This is a genomic window from Kitasatospora acidiphila, assembly GCF_006636205.1.
Lineage (GTDB): Bacteria > Actinomycetota > Actinomycetes > Streptomycetales > Streptomycetaceae > Kitasatospora > Kitasatospora acidiphila.
In genome coordinates this window covers 243,110-259,499 of the sequence record NZ_VIGB01000003.1, presented here as the reverse complement: position 1 = coordinate 259,499, position 16,390 = coordinate 243,110, and the positions used below count along the sequence as shown (strand labels likewise).

The 16,390-nt window shown below is 74.3% G+C and carries 14 protein-coding genes and 1 pseudogene; 7 read left to right on the top strand and 8 right to left on the bottom strand.

Features of this window, described 5'->3' with window-relative positions:
- Positions 1-141: 141 nt before the first annotated feature.
- Positions 142-273 carry a hypothetical protein gene (locus E6W39_RS42595; protein WP_267286665.1) on the bottom strand — a complete coding sequence of 44 codons (132 nt, stop codon included), beginning with the start codon at positions 271-273 and terminating at the stop codon, positions 142-144.
- Positions 274-518: 245 nt separating this feature from the next.
- On the opposite strand from E6W39_RS42595, the gene E6W39_RS02275 reads away from it, so the two are divergent.
- From E6W39_RS02275 to E6W39_RS02265, 3 genes are all read left to right on the top strand, one after another.
- A complete protein-coding gene (locus E6W39_RS02275) occupies positions 519-3,749 on the top strand; it encodes a lantibiotic dehydratase (RefSeq protein ID WP_141632012.1) in 3,231 nt (1,076 codons plus the stop codon).
- Between the two features lie 265 nt (positions 3,750-4,014).
- Positions 4,015-5,232 carry a lanthionine synthetase C family protein gene (locus E6W39_RS02270; protein WP_181799052.1) on the top strand — a complete coding sequence of 406 codons (1,218 nt, stop codon included), beginning with the start codon at positions 4,015-4,017 and terminating at the stop codon, positions 5,230-5,232.
- A gap of 48 nt (positions 5,233-5,280) precedes the next feature.
- Positions 5,281-5,826 carry a GNAT family N-acetyltransferase gene (locus E6W39_RS02265; protein ID WP_141632010.1) on the top strand — a complete coding sequence of 182 codons (546 nt, stop codon included), beginning with the start codon at positions 5,281-5,283 and terminating at the stop codon, positions 5,824-5,826.
- On the opposite strand, the gene E6W39_RS02260 is transcribed toward E6W39_RS02265, so the two are convergent.
- Positions 5,768-6,508 (bottom strand): YoaK family protein, encoded by a 741-nt coding sequence (locus E6W39_RS02260; protein ID WP_141632009.1) that lies wholly within the window; start codon positions 6,506-6,508, stop codon positions 5,768-5,770. The two genes, E6W39_RS02265 and E6W39_RS02260, sit on opposite strands and share 59 nt — an antisense overlap.
- Before the next feature lie 290 nt (positions 6,509-6,798).
- On the opposite strand from E6W39_RS02260, the gene E6W39_RS39000 reads away from it, so the two are divergent.
- The gene (locus E6W39_RS39000; RefSeq protein WP_181799051.1) at positions 6,799-6,957 is read left to right on the top strand and encodes a hypothetical protein; all 159 of its coding nucleotides are present in this window, start codon (positions 6,799-6,801) and stop codon (positions 6,955-6,957) included.
- A gap of 166 nt (positions 6,958-7,123) precedes the next feature.
- Here the strand turns inward: E6W39_RS39000 and E6W39_RS02255 are convergent, their stop codons facing one another.
- The 4 genes from E6W39_RS02255 to E6W39_RS02240 form a co-directional block, all read right to left on the bottom strand.
- A complete protein-coding gene (locus tag E6W39_RS02255; RefSeq protein WP_141632008.1) occupies positions 7,124-7,909 on the bottom strand; it encodes a hypothetical protein in 786 nt (261 codons plus the stop codon).
- Positions 7,910-8,047: 138 nt separating this feature from the next.
- Positions 8,048-10,354, bottom strand: coding sequence for an FtsX-like permease family protein (locus tag E6W39_RS02250; RefSeq protein WP_141632007.1), 2,307 nt, complete (start codon positions 10,352-10,354; stop codon positions 8,048-8,050).
- Positions 10,351-11,076, bottom strand: coding sequence for an ABC transporter ATP-binding protein (locus E6W39_RS02245; protein ID WP_141632006.1), 726 nt, complete (start codon positions 11,074-11,076; stop codon positions 10,351-10,353). The genes E6W39_RS02250 and E6W39_RS02245 overlap by 4 nt, the downstream gene beginning before the upstream one ends.
- A gap of 1 nt (position 11,077) precedes the next feature.
- Positions 11,078-11,602 (bottom strand): PadR family transcriptional regulator, encoded by a 525-nt coding sequence (locus E6W39_RS02240; RefSeq protein WP_141632005.1) that lies wholly within the window; start codon positions 11,600-11,602, stop codon positions 11,078-11,080.
- Between the two features lie 322 nt (positions 11,603-11,924).
- Here E6W39_RS02240 and gndA point away from each other — a divergent pair, with 322 nt between their 5' ends.
- The 3 genes and pseudogenes from gndA (at position 11,925) to E6W39_RS02225 (ending at position 15,221) form a co-directional block, all read left to right on the top strand.
- Positions 11,925-13,367 carry an NADP-dependent phosphogluconate dehydrogenase gene (gndA, locus tag E6W39_RS02235; RefSeq protein WP_141632004.1) on the top strand — a complete coding sequence of 481 codons (1,443 nt, stop codon included), beginning with the start codon at positions 11,925-11,927 and terminating at the stop codon, positions 13,365-13,367.
- Positions 13,364-14,409, top strand: a pseudogene (locus E6W39_RS02230) (Dyp-type peroxidase). The gene gndA and the pseudogene E6W39_RS02230 overlap by 4 nt, the downstream one beginning before the upstream one ends.
- Positions 14,406-15,221 carry a family 1 encapsulin nanocompartment shell protein gene (locus tag E6W39_RS02225; protein ID WP_141632003.1) on the top strand — a complete coding sequence of 272 codons (816 nt, stop codon included), beginning with the start codon at positions 14,406-14,408 and terminating at the stop codon, positions 15,219-15,221. The pseudogene E6W39_RS02230 and the gene E6W39_RS02225 overlap by 4 nt, the downstream one beginning before the upstream one ends.
- A 39-nt stretch (positions 15,222-15,260) precedes the next feature.
- On the opposite strand, the gene E6W39_RS02220 is transcribed toward E6W39_RS02225, so the two are convergent.
- Together E6W39_RS02220 and E6W39_RS02215 are read right to left on the bottom strand one after the other, a co-directional pair.
- Positions 15,261-15,698, bottom strand: a complete 438-nt coding sequence (locus E6W39_RS02220) for an NUDIX domain-containing protein (RefSeq protein WP_141632002.1) — start codon at positions 15,696-15,698, stop codon at positions 15,261-15,263.
- Positions 15,698-16,390, bottom strand: a complete 693-nt coding sequence (locus E6W39_RS02215; RefSeq protein WP_141632001.1) for an HAD family hydrolase — start codon at positions 16,388-16,390, stop codon at positions 15,698-15,700. Before E6W39_RS02215 ends, E6W39_RS02220 begins: the two co-directional genes overlap by 1 nt.

Here is a 16,390-nt window from a genome sequence, read left to right as displayed (position 1 = left end):
CCCCCGCGCTGGGCCCGCACATGCGGAAGGGCGCGGGTTCAGCGCCCCCGCACTGGGTCCGCACATGCGGAAGGGCGCGGTTGCCAGGGCCGTTTGGACGACCCGGGCAACCGCGCCCCAAGCTGCTGAGCTGACGCTAGGTCAGATACACAGCGGACGGTGGCAGGACCCGTCACAGGAGATGCTGATCGCGGACTCCTGCTGCTCGCCGAGCTCGGTCGAAACCAGGTCCTGCACGTCGAGGTCGAACAGCTCCTGCATGTCGTCGGCCATGGGGGCCTCCCTTCGTCGGTGCCGCGACTGGCCGCGGCGGACTGCAGCGGACGTTAGGCAGCTTGTGAACGGCCGGACAATGGCCCTGCACATCCGGATGGACGGATTCAGCCAATAATCGACGCCTTCCGGACCTCCTTGATCGATGGTGGACAGCTACCGATCACCGGGATACACACAGACCGACAGGCCGCCCCGCAGTCGGTGACGGCACCCGGAACGACGCACCAAGCGCGAGGAGCACCGTGGGCACGACGCACAGGGCACGGCAGAGCGCGCTCTTCACCGCGACCGGCCCGGTCCTGCTGCGGACCCCGGCGCTGCCGCGCTCGCACGGCCGAACGGTCCCCGCCGAGCCGGCAGGCCCCCCGGACGACAACGCGGCCGCACTGCTCGCGCACCTCGCCCAGGCCGCCGCCGACCCGGTCCTGCGGGAGGCGATAGAGGTCTCCAGCCCGTCGCTGGCCGACGTGCTCGACCAGATCGCCGCCGGCGCCGGCCCCCGCGCCGCCGCCCTGCGCCGTGCGGCCGAGGCGGTCAGCCGCTACCGGCTGCGGATGGCCACCCGGCCGACCCCGTTCGGACTGCTGACCGCGGTGGCGACGGCACGCTTCGACGCCACGGCCAAGGTCCGCTGGAACGGGACCTACCGCCGCGCCCTGCGGCCCGACCTCGGCTGGCTGCTGCCGCTGCTGGACCGGTTGCGCACCGACCCGGCGGTGCTGCCCGGACTGCGCCTGGTGCTGGACCAGCAGGCCGTGCTGCGCGGCGACCGGCTGGTGCTGTCGTACCTGCCCGAGCGCGGACCCGCCGGTGGCGGTACGGACCAGCCGATTGCCGAACGGACCGTGCGGGCCACCGCCGTGGTCCGGGCCGCCATGCGGGCCGCCGCCGCGCCCATCGGGCACGGCGAACTGCTCGCCGCGCTGGCAGCCGAGTTCCCGGCGGCCTCCGCCGAGGCGATCGGGGCCCTGGTCCGCACCCTGGTCCAGCAGGGATTCCTGCACACCGACCTGACGCCTGCGCCCAGTTGCACGGACCTGCTGGGCCACGTCCTGGACCGACTGCCGGCCGACCATCCGGTCCGGCCCGAACTAGCGGACATCCGCGACCAGTTGGCGCGGGCGGCAACGGCACCGCGCGGCCAGGGCGGTGAGCTGATCCGTGCGACGCGGGCGCGGATGGTCCGCCTCGCACCGGCCGATCGCCCGATCCACGCGGACCTTGCGCTGGACGCCGAAGTCGTCCTGCCCGACCAGGTGCGCACCGAGCTGGAGCAGGCCGCCACCGTGCTCTGGCGGTTGTCGCCGCCGATCACCGCTCCCGAGCAACTGCGCACGTACCACGCGGAGTTCGTCGAGCGGTACGGCGTGCACAGCCCTGTGCCACTGGCCGAACTGCTCGACTCCGACACCGGCTTGGGGCCGCCGGCCGGCTACCAGCGTCCGGTCGGCGGCCGTGGTGCGGCCAATCCGCAGCCGACCCGAGCCCGCACCGACGCCGACAAGGCCCGCGACCGGCTCCTGGCCGAACTGGCGGCAGGTGCCCTCGCCGACCGGGGAGCAGACGGCCTGCTGCCGGAAGTGGTGCTGGACGACGAGCTGTTGGAGCGCCTGGCGCCCGGCGAGCCGGCCGACGGCGCCGCCCAGGTCCCGCCCGCCGAGCTGGAGCTGTACGCCGAACTGGCGGCGGAGTCCGTCGAGGCGCTGGACGCAGGGGAGTTCCGGCTGCTGCTCTCTCCGACCGCCGGCAGCGACCGGGCCGGTGCGACCTTCGGCCGCTTCGCCACGCTGCTCGCGGGCGCGGGCGCGGGCGCGGGCGCGGGTGCGGGCGGGGGTGCGGGTGCGGGCGGGGACGGTGGCGGCGGAGCACTGCTGGCCGAAGCCGCCGGGGGTGGGGAAGGCGAAGTGGTGGAAGCGCACCTGGAGTTCACCCCCTACCGGCCGCGCCACGCCAACATCGCGCTGACACCGCGCTGGCTCAACCACCGGGTGGTGGTCAGCGGTTTCCCCGACGCGGGCGGTCCGGCCGTGCTGCCGCTGGACGACCTGGTCGTGGTGGCCGACCTCGAACGGCTCGCCGTCTACTCCCGCAGCCTGGGCCGGGAGGTCCGGGCCACCGCCCGCCATGCGCTCAACCTGCGCACGGGCGCGCCCAATGCGGCCCGGTTCCTCCAGGAGGTGCAGCTCACCGGACAGCGCCCCTGGCAGGCATGGGACTGGGGAGCGGCCGGCAGCGCACCCGCGCTGCCCCGGGTGCGGCGCGGCAGGGTGGTGCTGGCGCCGGCCAGTTGGCGGCTGACCGCACCCGTCCCGGCCTCGGCCCCGTTCGAGCAGTGGGCCGAGGGGCTGGCCCGGTGGCGCCGGCGCTGGGGCGTGCCGGCCGCCGTCCGGCTGGCGAGCGGTGACCAGCGGATCAGCCTGGACCTCGATCTCCCATGGCATCAGCGGCTGTTGCACCGCCAGGCGCGGTCCGAGGCGGCCACCGTGCTGCAGGAGGACCCGGCCCCCGCAAGCGATGCCGGCTGGCTGCGCGGACCGGCCGGCGCACACACCGCCGAGCTGGTGGTCCCACTGCGCCGCCGGGCCACCCCGGGATTGACGCCCCGGCCGCGCATCCCGCTCCCCGCTCGGCACCCGCGCAGCGTCGAACTGCCGGGCGGATCCTGGCTGTTCGCCCGCCTGGCCGCCGCCGAAGCACGCCACGAGGAGATCCTGGTCGACCAACTGCCCCGACTGGTCGACGCGTTGCCGGGGGAGGTGGACCGCTGGTTCTTCATCCGCTACCAGGACCCGGCGCCCCACCTGCGGCTGCGCTTCCACGGCGCGCCACCGGCCCTGGCAGCCGACCTGCTGTCCACGCTGCACGACTGGGCAGTCGAGCTGCGCCGGGCCGGACTCGCCGCCGACCTGCGCCTGGAAACCTACGCGCCCGAGACCGACCGCTACGGCGGACCCGGGCTACTGGCGGATGCCGAACGGGTGTTCCATGCCGACAGTCTGGTCACCCTCGCCGCGCTGCGGCTGGCTCGAGCAGAGCGCGGCCTCCCCCGGGAGCTGGTGGCCGCCGTGAACACGGCCGGCATCGCACGGGACTTCCTGAACGGTGTAGCTGACGGACCGCCAGTCAGCGCCTGGCTGGCGGCGGCCTACCCGAAGTCGGAGCAGCATCACCAGGCGTTCCGCGCGCACCGCGCGGCAGCGCTGCGGGCGATCGGCCCCGACGGCCCGAGCTCCCCGGCAGGCGGCCTGCTCCCCGCCGACCCCGCACTGACGGCAGCCTGGCAGCAGCGGGCAGCCGTCCTCGCCGCCTACGCGGCCAGGCTGGACCGTTCGTCGGCCAACCCGGTGCTGGCCTCCCTGCTCCACATGAGCCACAACCGGCTGGCCGGCATCGACCCCGAGGCGGAACGTCGCGCGTACGCGGTAGCCAGGGGCGCCGTGGAGGCCCACCGAGCGCGGGGGTTGGGCCGGTGAGCGCGGTGGGGGCGATGTGTGGGGTGGGTGGGCCTGAGGCCTTCGCGGTTGGACGGCGGGGCGCTCGGGACGGGCTGGGCCTGGGGTGCCGTGGCGGCGCACCGAGCACAGGGGCTGGGCCGGTGAGCCGTGGGGTGGCTGGGCCGGTGGGTGCGCGTGAGGCGTTCGACGGCGGCCGGCAGGGCGCTGTGCGGTCGCTCGGGGCGGGCCGGGCCTGGGGCGCCGTGGCGGCCCACCGAGTTCGGCGGTCGGGCCGGTGAGCGCGGTGGACGCCATCCGTGCGGTGGCCGAGCTGCTGAGTGCACCCGAGGCCTTCGACGGCGGATCGCAGGGCGCCGCGCATTCGCTCGCCGCCGGCCGGGCCGGTGCCGCCGTCGTGCTGGCCGCGCTGGCCGATGGCGTGGACGATGCCGACCTGCGCCGGGCCGCGCACGGGCACCTTGTGGCCGCCGCGAAGTCACCCGGGGCGATGCAGAGCAGTGGGCTGTACTCCGGGGTCGGCGCCATCGCGTACGCCGCCCGCACGATGGTTCGGCGGCCGGGCGAGTACCGCGCCCTGCTGGATGGCCTGGCGCCCCGAGTCGGGCAGGCCGCCGCCCAACGCACCGCCATGCTCAGGGAAGACCTGGCCGCCGGCGCGGGCCTGCGGGCGCACGCCTTTGACACCGTCTCGGGCGCGACGGGCCTCGGCCGGCTGCTGCTCGCCCTGGCGCCGGACCGGCCTCCGCTGGCCGAACTGCTCAGCTCACTGGTCGAGTTGGCCGAGCCGAGTGGCGATGGCGGGCTGCCGCACTGGTGGACCGCCGGCGGCCCGGGACTGCCAGGGCCTGACTCCGAGTTCCCCAGGGGACACCTCAACCTCGGCCTGGCGCACGGGGTTCCGGGTCCGCTCGCCCTGCTGGCACTGGCCCGCCTGCACGGCGTCCAGGTGCCCGGGCAGGACACGGCGATCGAGGCGCTGGCCGGTTGGCTGGTCGCCCGGCGCATCGACGCCGCCTGGCCGATGACCGTGCGCGTCGAGGACGAGGAGGCGGGACGGCTGCCCGCCGATCCGCCGACCCGGGCCGCCTGGTGCTACGGCACCCCCGGCGTCGCCCGTGCGCTGTTCCTCGCGGGCGCCGCCCTGGGCCGCGCCGACTGGCGGGGCACCGCCGTCGCCGCCCTGGCGGACACCCTGCGCGACCCGTCCTCCTGGAACCTGGAGGGCACCGGGCTCTGCCACGGCACCGGCGGCCTGCTGCGCATCACCCAGCGGATGGCGCAGGATTCCGGCTCCGCCGACCTGGCCGCCCACCTGCCGGCCCTGGCCGCCACGGTCACCCGCGAGCTCGACGCCGCGCTCGGCGCCGGCGAGGCGCCGGGCCCGCTGGCTGGCGCGCCGGGCCTGCTGGAGGGCGCGGCGGGCGCCGCCCTGGCCCTGCACGCGTACACCCACCCCCCGGCAGGCCTGCCCGAATGGGACGCGTTCCTGCTGATCAGCTGACGTAACCCGGTTGCCGCGAGCGAACGGCGGCGGCTAGCGTCACCGGCCATGACACCGACCCTGCGCACCGAGCGGCTGCTGCTGGAGCCCTATGTTCCAGCGGACGAGGACGACTTCACGGCGCTCTTCATGGACGCCCGGGTCTCCCGGTGGATGGGGAACGGACCGTGGCCCGAGGCCGACTACCGCGCCACGTTCGCCCGGATCTTCACCCGCGCCTACGCGAGCGAGCGCTTCCACGTCTGGGCGGTGCGCCAGGGCGACGGCCGCCTGGCGGGCCATGCCGAGATCAAGCCGGCCAAGGTCGTCGACGGCCACGAGCTGGTCTACTGCCTCGCCCCCGACCGGTGGGGCCAGGGCCTCGGCACCGAGCTGGCGGGGGCCGTGGTGGCCCACGGCTTCGAGGCGCTGGGCCTGGAGCAGGTCTATGCGACGGTGGCCGAGTCGAACGCCGCTTCGCGGGCCGCGCTCGGCAAGCTGGGCTTCCGGCACGTGCGGGACATCGCCGAGGACGACGGGAGCATCACCCGGCTGCTCAGCGCGGCGTCGCCCACTCGCCGCCCGCTCGCGTCGACCTGGCGGCGCCGAGGGTGACCACGGCGGCGAGGGCGGCGGGGACGGCGACGGCGGCCGGCTGGTCGCTGTGGAACACCAGGGCGGCTCCGGTGACCGCCCCGCCGGCCAGGGCCAGCACGGAGAGCAACTGGCGGCCGCCCTGCTCCTGGAAGCGCCCGGTGCGTCCGGAGTCGGTGAAGACGGCGGCGATGGTGCGGGTGAGCACGGTGGTGGTCAGCCCCGGTACGGCGATCACCTGGACCAGCGCGTTCTGGATGCCCATCGCGACGGCCAGCACGGCGATGGTCAGGTAGCGGGAGCTGTCCGAGCTGCCCTCCTCCGCCACCGGGTCGACCACCAGTACCAGTGCGGCGGCGGCCAGCAGCACCGTCTCGGCGAGCCCGGCCCGCACCAGCACCCGGCCGCGGTGCCCGATCGGACCGAGCAGGCGCCCGCCGAGGAACGCCCCCACCACGAACGCCGCCAGCGCGACCAGCTGGGAGGCGACCGAGAAGCCCGGCGCGCCGGCCAGCGCGAAGCCGAGGAAGACCACGTTGCCCGTCATGTTCGCCACGAAGACATGACCCAGGATCAGATAGCTCGCCGCGTCGATCATTCCGCTGAGCAGGGTGAGGCCGAGCAGCAGTGGCGGCAGCGGCCCGTGCGCATCGCCGGGCACGGGCAGGACCGTCCGCCACGCCCCGTGGAGCAGCGCTCGCACCTCATCGCCTCCCCTGGTCCGCGCCGTGTGCTGGTGGGGAGCTTAGGGCCTGTCCCCGCGCCGACCGCGGATCAGCGCGCCCCGGGGCGGATCCGGTCCGGGTGAGTCGACGGCCGGGGTTGCGGGTACTCACCCGGATGGGACGGCGGTGCGGCCGCTCGCCGGACCGCGGTTGCGCGGGGCGGGTGATCGGCTTGGCTCGCCGGGGTGACGGACGGTTACCTTCCGGTCGTCACTGGCGAGACTGCCCTTGAGCCGTTCGCTCACGATCGGAAGAGGTGCCGGGCTTGATGATCACCGTGCTGCTGCTGACCGGACCGCCGCTACTCGCCCTGCTGCTCAGCCTCACCGACCCGGGCCGCCACCGCACCGCCGGCCGCCGCCGGGGACGGCACGCGGCCACCCGGCGGTGGGTCGGCGGCCGGCTGGCGGTCCGCGGCGGGCGTTGAGCCGGTAGGCCGGGCGGGCAGCGCGACGACGGTGATCCGCCACGCGCCGTGAAAGCTGAGCACTGCCGGCCTCCTGCCGTCGTTGCGCGCCACCGACCGGACCACGCACCCGTCAAGGTCGACGGCTGCGGGTCGCCGGTCGGCTCAAATGGCGTGCAGTGGCGGCTCAGGCGTGCGGCATCGCGAGCAACGGCGTGACGCACAGGCTGCGTTCAGCAGCCGAGCCGGCCACTTCGAGTCGCTGGCGCCGCAGGCTGTAGTGGTAGGCCTCGCGCTCGTGCGGGGTGGCGAAGTGCCGTTGGTGGCGCGGGGTGGTGTCGGGGCTGGAGACCGTGAGGCGGTGCGCGGTGAGGCAGTCGACGAGTTCCTCGGTGCACTGCCCGTAGAGCGGCCAGCCGAGCACGGCCGGGGGCGTGGTCTGCAGGGCCAGCACCCGGGCCAGGGTGGCGACGCCGCCGGTGGCCAGCACCAGGTCCGCGTCCGCCAGTGCCGCCCGGTCGGCCTCGGTCGGCTCGCCGTGCTCCAGGTCGGTGCTGACCACCGCGTCGAGCAGGCCGGTGGCCAGGCCGTAGCCGGTGGCGGCGGTCGAGGTGTCGACGCCGACCACGGTCAGCTCCTGGTCCACCGGCCGGGCGGCGAAGTGGGCGCGGTCCCGGGCCACCGCGCCCTCCGGATCGGCCGGGCGCCGGTAGAGGCGCGCGAAGCCCGCGAAGTCCACGCCGTGCTTCAGCAGTGCGCTGTTGACCCCGTAGCCGCAGGCCAGGTCGACCACCTTCAGCCGGCTGCGGCCGCGGCGGTGGCGCAGCTCGGCCACCATGGCGGTGAGCAGGTCGCGGCTGAAGTCGGGGGTCCGGTAGCGCAGCGGTGCGAGGCTGCCGAAGTAGTCGTGGGGGAGCGGGTGCTGGCAGAGCTTGGTGTGCGTGGCGTGGGCGTGCTTGGCGAACGGGCTCAAGGCGGCCTCCTGGATCGGTCGCCCGGCGGGTGGAGCACGGGCGGGGCCCTGACGGAAAGTCAAGCTTGGCATGCTCAGGGCGGCCCTTTGAGCTGCCGCTCCGATACGCCGTCCGTGTTCTCCACCCGCCGGTCGCCGCTACTCGTGCCGCAGCCCGCCCCCGTTGGTCCGCCGCCACAGCGCCGGCAGGCTCAGCAGGGTGGTCGCGAGGACCGCCGCGGCCCCGACCCCGGTGAGCACCAGGACGTCCTGCCAGGCGACGACCGGCCGCAGCCGTTCCAGGTAGAGCAGCGCGGCGGCCAGGCCGATCCCCGAGACCGTCGCCAGCGCCAGCCCGATCAGCACCGGGACGCCGCTCTGCCACAGCAGCGAGCAGGCCAGCGTGCGCCGCCGGGTACCGAAGGCGGTGAGCACGGCCAAGGTCCGCCGCTGCTCGCGCAGTTGCTCCAACAGCCCGACCAGCATGCCGGCGCCGATCAGCGCCAGGATCGCCGCAGTGCCCGCGGTCAGCGCCCGACGGATGCTCAGGAACCCCTGGTCCGGCAGCGGGTCGGTCGGCCGGTACACCGCGGCCTGCCGGTCCAGCCGGGCCACCGCGGTGCGGACCAGTTCGTCCGCGTCCGCCTGGCCGGGCACGGTGTGGATCGCCAGGGTGGCACGCTTCGCTCGCAGCAGGTCGGCGGGCACGGCTCCCGGCGTGGCCAGCAGGCCGGTCCTGGCCGGCGGGCCGGGCGGCTGGTCGGGCACGTTGAGCATGCTCACCTCGCCCCGGGGCGCCGGTGGCTGCCAGGGAGTCGCCGAGTCCAGCACGCTGAGCGCACCGACCGTCGCGGGCCCGACCGCGCCGCGGGCGGTGAACACATCGCCGTCGGCGCAGTCGGTGATCGGCGCGAACCGGCGCAGCGTCTCGCAGTCGGCCACCCAGACGGGCACCCCCTGCACGCCGCTGGTCCCGTAGAACTCGGTGTAGCCGAGCGCGTCCGCCACTCCGGCGGTGCCGTGGACCCGGTTCGCGTACTCCGTGGCGCGCGCTCCGCTGCCGGGGCTGAAGTGCGCGCTGATCAGGGACCGGTCGGTGTAGCCGGTGTCCATGGTGGCGCGGGCGGTGGCCATGGCGCCCAGCAGGGTCTGCAGGGCGATCGCCCCGGCGACGGTGACCACGATGCCGGTCACCGGGCGGGTCGCGGTCTCCGGGCTGAACCGCACCCGGGCCAGCGCCAGTTGCCAGGCGGGCGGTCCGTCGACCCGGCGCAGCGCCCGCCCGGCCCAGTCGAGCAGCGGCGGCAGCAGCAGCGTGGTGCCGACCAGGAGCAGCAGCAGCCCGATCACCACGATCGCGATCCCCTGCGTGCTGTACCCGACGGCCAGTTGGTCCCGCTCGCCGACCAGCAGCGCGACCCCGGTGGCCGGCAGTGCGAGCCGCCACCAGACGCGGCGCGGCCTGGTCCGGGCGCCGCGCACCACGCCCAGCGGCTCGGCGGCGATCCGACGCATGGTCAGCAGCGTCACCAGCACCGCCAGCACCGGCACGGCGAGCAGAGCGGCGGCCGCGAGCACCGGCTGCGGGTAGAGGTCGCTACGGAACACGCTCAGACCGGCCACCGTGAAACGTTCGATCAGCTGACGGGTCATCAGGTAGCAGCCGGCTCCGACCACCAGGCCGAACAGCGCCCCGAGCAGTGACTCGCCGGTCGCGATCCGCGCGGTCGTCGCCCGGTCCGCGCCGGCCAGCCGCAGCGCGGCCAGTCGCCGGTCGCGGGCCTCGCCGCCGAACCGGACGGCGGCGGCGAGGAACACCGCCACCGGGCAGAGCAGGATCACCACCCCGGCCACGGTGAGCAGCACCAGCAGCGGATCGGTCGGCTTCGGCGGCAGCTTGTCGGCGAAGTGGTCCAGCCGCACCACGCCCTCGGCGCTGTCGGTGAGTTGGTCGCTGCCCAGGAAGAAGGCGTAGTCGCCGGGGCCGACCAGTCCGGCCTGCCCGACCGTCCCGGTGATCGGCTCGGGCAGCCGGTCGCGCAGCAGCTTGCCGGACGGGGAGCGCAGCAGCTCGGCCAGGGCGGGGGAGACCGCCATGGTGCCGGGCGCCGGATAGCTCGTCAGTCCGGGCGGCACCGGGGCGGCCGGGCCTTCGGGGTGCACCGCCCGGCCGAGCACCTGGCGGCCGTGGAAGCTGGTGCTGATGTCGGTCATCAGCAGGCTGTGGTCCGACCGGTCGGCGTGCGGGGCGGAGATCAGCGCGCCGGACTGGGCGCGCAGCCGGTCGTCCCGGTGGGCGCGCACGGCCGGCATCGAGGCGGCCAGCAGCAGTGCGGTGACGCCCAGCCCGACACCGACAGCGGTGAGCAGGGTGCGCAGCCGGCAGTCCCGGCCGCCGGCCAGCGCCATCCGCACACCGAGCAGCAGCTGGGTGGGCCAGGACGCCGAACGCGCAGTGTTCGTCACAGCAGCCGTCCCCGGTCCTCGGTGCGGCCGTCGTGGACCACGACCTCGCGGTCGGCGTAGGCCGCCACCCGCAGGTCGTGGGTGACCAGGACGACGGCCGCGCCGCTGTCCCGGGCCGCCGCGCTCAGCAGCGCCATCACCCGCTCGCCGTGCAGCGAGTCCAGCGCGCCGGTGGGCTCGTCGGCGAAGACCACCGAGGGGCCGGTGACCAGGGCACGGGCGATCGCGGCCCGCTGGCCCTGGCCGCCGGACAGCTCGCCGGGCCGCTTGCCGGCGAGGTCGGCGACGTCCAGGCGCTCCAGCCACTCGCGGGCCTGCTGCTCGGCGGGCCGGCGGCGCTGCCCGTTCAGCCGCAGCGGCAGCGCGGTGTTCTCCAGCAGGGTGAGCTCCGGCACCAGCTGGCCGAACTGGAAGACGAAGCCGAACTGGGTGCGGCGCAGCGCGCTGCGGGCCGCATCCGACATGGCCCACAGGTCCGCGCCGCGATAGCCGACGGTGCCCGCGTCGGGCCGGGTCAGGCCGGCCAGGCAGTGCAGCAGGGTGGACTTGCCGGAGCCGGACGCGCCCAGCACGGCGATCAGCTCGCCGGGCAGCACGTCCAGACTCGCGCCCGTCAGGGCGGCGGTGGGGCCGAAGCTCTTGTGCAGGTCCAGCCCGGCCAGCAGGGCGCCGTCCCGGGCGGCGGCGCCGGGGGCGGTGTTCGGGGCGGTGGTCGTCGTCATCTCAGCCACGCACCTTCCGGGTCAGTTCGTCGAGCCGGGCCGCGGTCAGCTCCAGCCAGCGCAGGTCGGCCTCCAGGTGGAACAGTGCGTGGTCGCAGAGCAGTTGGTCGGCGAGGTCGCCGGTGAGCTTGCGCTGCGTCAGCTCGCGCATCTGGCGCAGGTGCTCGGTGCGCTGGGTGCTCAGCAGCTCGCGGGCCGGGCGGCCGGTGAGCAGCGCCAGCACCACCTTGGTGTAGAGGGTGCTCTGCAGGTAGGAGCTGGGCTGCTCCGGCTCGGCCAGCCAGCGGGCGACATCGGTGATCCCGGCCTCGGTGATCACATAGCGCTTGCGTTCCGGCCCGTCGCCCGGCTCGGTGCCGTCGACCTCGACCAGGCCGTTCTTCAGCAGCCGGGAGAGGGTCGCGTAGACCTGCCCGTAGGGCAGTGCGCGGGTGTGGCCGAACTGCTCGTCATAGGCGCGCTTGAGGTCGTAGCCGTGCCGTGGCTGGGACTCCAGGAGGCCCAGGATGGTGTGTCCGAGTGACATGCCGCCGACTATACACACGATGTATATCCATAGGTGTATACACCCCGGTGCTACTGACGCTCCGACAGCTGCGAAGGAACCCCGGCTACTTCTGACAGTCCGGCCGTCCTGGCCGGGGCGCGGTCAGGGACGCACCCCAGCTGACAGACTCTCAGTACATGTTCTTCGGGCGCCGTACGGATGTCGTCGCGGTACCGACTGGCGTTTCGAAGTGCGCGCGCCACCCGGGCACGGCAGGCTGGCAGAGGCCCGTCCTCGCGGCACCGGCCGGCCCGGCCCACCGCCCAACCGCGGCACGAGACGAACGACTGGAGCCCTCTGCATGAGCGTGCGGACACCTGCCGACATCGGCGTCATCGGACTCGCCGTCATGGGTCGCAACTTGGCCCGCAACTTCGCCCGGCACGGCCACCGGGTGGCCCTCTACAACCGGACGCCGACCCGGACCCGGGCCCTGGTCGAGGAGTTCGGCAAGGAGGGCGACTTCGTCCCGGCCGAGACCCCGCAGGAACTGGTCGCCAGCCTCGCCCGCCCCCGACGCATCGTCATCATGGTCAAGGCCGGCGCTCCCACCGACGCGGTGATCGACGAGTTCGTGCCGCTGCTGGAACCCGGCGACATCGTGGTCGACGGCGGCAACGCCCACTTCCAGGACACCCGGCGGCGCGAGGCCGCCCTGCGCGAGCGCGGCCTGCACTTCGTCGGCACCGGCATCTCCGGCGGCGAGGAGGGCGCGCTCAACGGCCCGAGTATCATGCCCGGCGGCACCGCCGAGGCCTACCAGAGCCTCGGCCCGCTGCTCGAGTCGATCGCCGCCCAGGTCGACGGCCGCCCCTGCTGCACCCACGTCGGCCCCGACGGCGCCGGACACTTCGTCAAGATGGTGCACAACGGCATCGAGTACGCCGACATGCAGCTGATCGCGGAGGCCTACGACCTGCTGCGGCACGGCGCCGGCCGCCAGCCCGCCGAGATCGCCGAGATCTTCCAGGGCTGGAACGCCGGCCGCCTGGAGTCCTACCTCATCGAGATCACCGCCGAGGTGCTCAACCACACCGACGCCGAGACCGGCCGGCCGTTCGTCGACATCGTCCAGGACCGGGCCGAGCAGAAGGGCACCGGACGCTGGACCGTGCAGACCGCACTCGACCTCGGCGTGCCGGTCAACGGCATCGCCGAAGCCGTCTTCGCCCGCTCCCTCTCCGGCAGCGTCGCGCTGCGCGAGGCGGCCCGCGACCTGCCCGGCCCCACCGAGACCTGGCTGGACAGCGCCGCCTCCGACCGGTTCGCCGAGGACGTCGAACAGGCCCTCTACGCCTCCAAGATCGTCGCCTATGCGCAGGGCTTCCACGAGATCCAGGCCGGCAGCGCCGAATACGGCTGGAACGTCAACCTCGGCGACATGGCTGCCATCTGGCGCGGCGGCTGCATCATCCGGGCCCGCTTCCTCAACCGGATCACCGCCGCCTACCAGGCCGACCCCCAACTGCCCACGCTGCTCGCCGACGAGTACTTCACCAAGGCGCTCGGCGAGGCCCAGTCCGCCTGGCGACGAGTCGTCACCACCGCGGCCCAGCTCGGCATCCCCACCCCCGGCTTCGCCACCGCCCTCGCCTACTACGACTCGCTGCGCGCCAACCGCCTGCCGGCCGCCCTGATCCAGGCCCAGCGCGACTTCTTCGGCGCCCACACCTACCAGCGCGTCGACCGCGAAGGCACCTTCCACACCCTCTGGGCCGGCGACCGCAGCGAGCAGCGGCAGTGACCGACGCCAGACCCCAGACGGTCAGCACCCCGCTCACCAGCGCCGCGCGGTTCCTGGTGCTGACCGTCCGGCCCGGCGGCGAGGGCGCGGTCCGCGAGCTGCTCCCCGAGCTCGCCGGGCTGCGCCGCGCCGTCGGGTTCCGGGTGCCCGACGGCCGGCTCAGCTGCGTCACCGGGATCGGCTCCGCGCTCTGGGACCGGCTCTTCGGCGGACCGCGCCCGGCCGAACTGCACCCCTTCACCGAACTGCACGGCCCCCGGCACACCGCCCCCGCCACCCCGGCGACCTGCTGCTCCACCTGCGCGCCGAACGCGCCGACGTCTGCTTCGAACTGGCCGGGCAGATCATGGCCCGGCTGGGCGACGCCGTACGGGTGGCCGACGAGACCGCCGGCTTCCAGTACTTCGACCGGCGCGACCTGCTCGGATTCGTCGACGGCACCGAGAACCCGGAGGACGCGGAAGCCGACGCCGCCGCCCTGATCGGCGCCGAGGACCCGGCGTTCGCGGGCGGCAGCTATGTCATCGTCCAGAAGTACCTGCACGATCTGACGGCCTGGCAGCAGCTCGGCACCGACGACCAGGAACGGGCCATCGGCCGCACCAAGCTCGCCGACATCGAGCTGCCCGACGAGGTCAAGCCCGCCGACTCGCATGTCGCCCTGACCAGCCTGGACCCGGCGCCGGACGGCACCGAACGGCAGATCCTGCGCGCCAACATGCCGTTCGGCAGCTTCGCGGACGGGGAGTTCGGCACCTACTTCATCGGCTACTGCCGCACTCCGGCCGTCACCGAGGAGATGCTGCGCAACATGTTCCTCGGCCGCGGCACGGCCGGCCACGACCGCATCCTGGACTTCTCCACCGCGGTCACCGGCAGCCTGTTCTTCGTGCCGCCCGCCGACCTGCTGGACGACCCGCCGCCGGCGCCCGGCGCAGCCCCAGCCGCCGCCGCTACCGCCGAGCCGGCCACCGCACCACCCAGCTCCCGCGCCGACGGATCCCTCGGCATCGGCAGCCTCAGAAGGAGCCCGCACCGATGAACAACCTGCACCGCGAACTGGCCCCGATCTCCAGCGAAGCCTGGGAGGAGATCGAGGAGGAGGCCCGCCGCACCTTCACCCTGCACCTGGCCGGCCGCCGGGTGGTCGACCTGTCCGGACCCGACGGCCCGGAGCTGGCCGCCGTCGGCTCCGGCCACCAGCGGCCGATCGACCCGCTGGTGCCCGGCACCGAGGCCCGGGCCCGCGAATCCCGCCCGGTGGTCGAACTGCGGGTGCCTTTCACCCTCTCCCGCCAGGAGATCGACAACGTCGAACGCGGCAGCAAGGACTCCGACTGGCAGCCCGTCAAGGACGCCGCCCGCAGCATCGCCCAGGCCGAGGACACCGCCGTCTTCGAGGGCTGGCCGGCCGCCGGCATCACCGGCGTGCGCAGCGGCGCCCAGAGCGGCCCGATCACCCTGCCGCACGACGTCGCCGACTACCCCGACGCGGTCAGCCGGGCGCTCACCACGCTGCGCCTGGCCGGCGTCGACGGGCCGTACTCGCTGCTGCTCGGCGCCGACGCCTACACCGCCGTCAACGAGACCTCCAACCACGGCTACCCGGTGCGCCAGCACCTGGCCCGGGTGGTGACCGGCGAGATCATCTGGGCTCCGGCGCTGGCCGGCGCGGTGGTGCTCTCCACCCGCGGCGGGGACTTCGAGCTCCACCTCGGCCAGGACCTGTCGATCGGCTACCTCTCGCACGACACCCGCGAGGTGCGGCTCTACCTCCAGGAGTCACTGACCTTCTCGCTCTACTCGCCGGAGGCGGCGGTCGCGCTGACGGCCGCCGGAGCGGTCGAGCTCTGACCGCTGCCGGGGCGCTGGAGCTCTGAGGGCAGGCCGCCGTCAGGTCGCGGGCGTCCGGAGGCGGTTGAGCGCCAGCTCCAGGGTGGGCGCCAGCTGGGAGTGCAGCGGTGCCGGCAGGGCGTCCGGGGTGAACCAGTCGAGCCGGTCGAACTTGTGCGGCTCACCGATCGTCGTCCGTGCCGGGTCCACCAGCACCGCGCAGACCACGGCCACCCAGTGCGAGTCGACCGGCTCGCCGCGCAGCACATTGCGCACGCCCAGCACCTCGATCGCCAGCGCGTCGGCGCGGTACTCCTCCCACACCTCGCGGGCCACCGCCGCCTCGAAGCTCTCGCCGAACTCCAGCGCCCCCGCGCCGCAGTCCCAGCGGCCCGGCTCGTCCCGCGCCGCCGCACCCCGGCGGGCCAGCAGCACGCGCCCCGCGCCGTCATGGCAGACGAAGACGCAGGAGACCGACGGAGTCAACTGACGGACCATCAGAAGTGCTCTCCCAGCTCGGCGAAGGCGTCAAGGTGCAGGACCCCGGTGTCCGCCGGGTCCAGCTCGGCGTGGTCCAGCACCCAGGTGTGCGGGTTGGGGATGAACACGGCGTTCAGCCCGGCGCCGCGAGCCGGCAGGATGTCCGACTTCGGCGAGTTGCCGATCATCCAGGTCTGCCCGGGGAGCAGTCCGTGCTGGTCGATCAGCTGCTGGTAGGTGGCGAGGTTCTTCTCGGCGACGATGTGCACGGACTGGAAGTGGCCGGCCAGTCCGGAGGCGTCCACCTTGGCCTGCTGCTCGGCGGTGTCGCCCTTGGTGAGCAGCATCAGGTGATGCCGGTCGGCCAGGGCGGCGAGGGTGTCGGCCACGCCCGGGATCAGCTCCACCTCGGCGCTGGTGACCGAGGCGGCCAGCTCCGCCAGCCGGGCCGCCTCCTGCGGGGCGAGCGACCGCTGGTGCAGCAGCTCGAAACACTCGCCCATGCTGCGCTGGAAGACCTTGGAGCCGTAACCCAGCGTCCTGGCGTTGGCCGCCTCGATCCGGTTCAGCTCGGCCAGGGCGGCCTCCCGGCTCGCCGCGGGCGGCACCACCAGGTCCAGGAACAGCTCGGTTGCCTGCTCGAATCGGACGTTGTTCTCCCAAAGCGTGTCGTCCGCGTCGAAGACCAGGACCTGATTGTCATGTCGCAT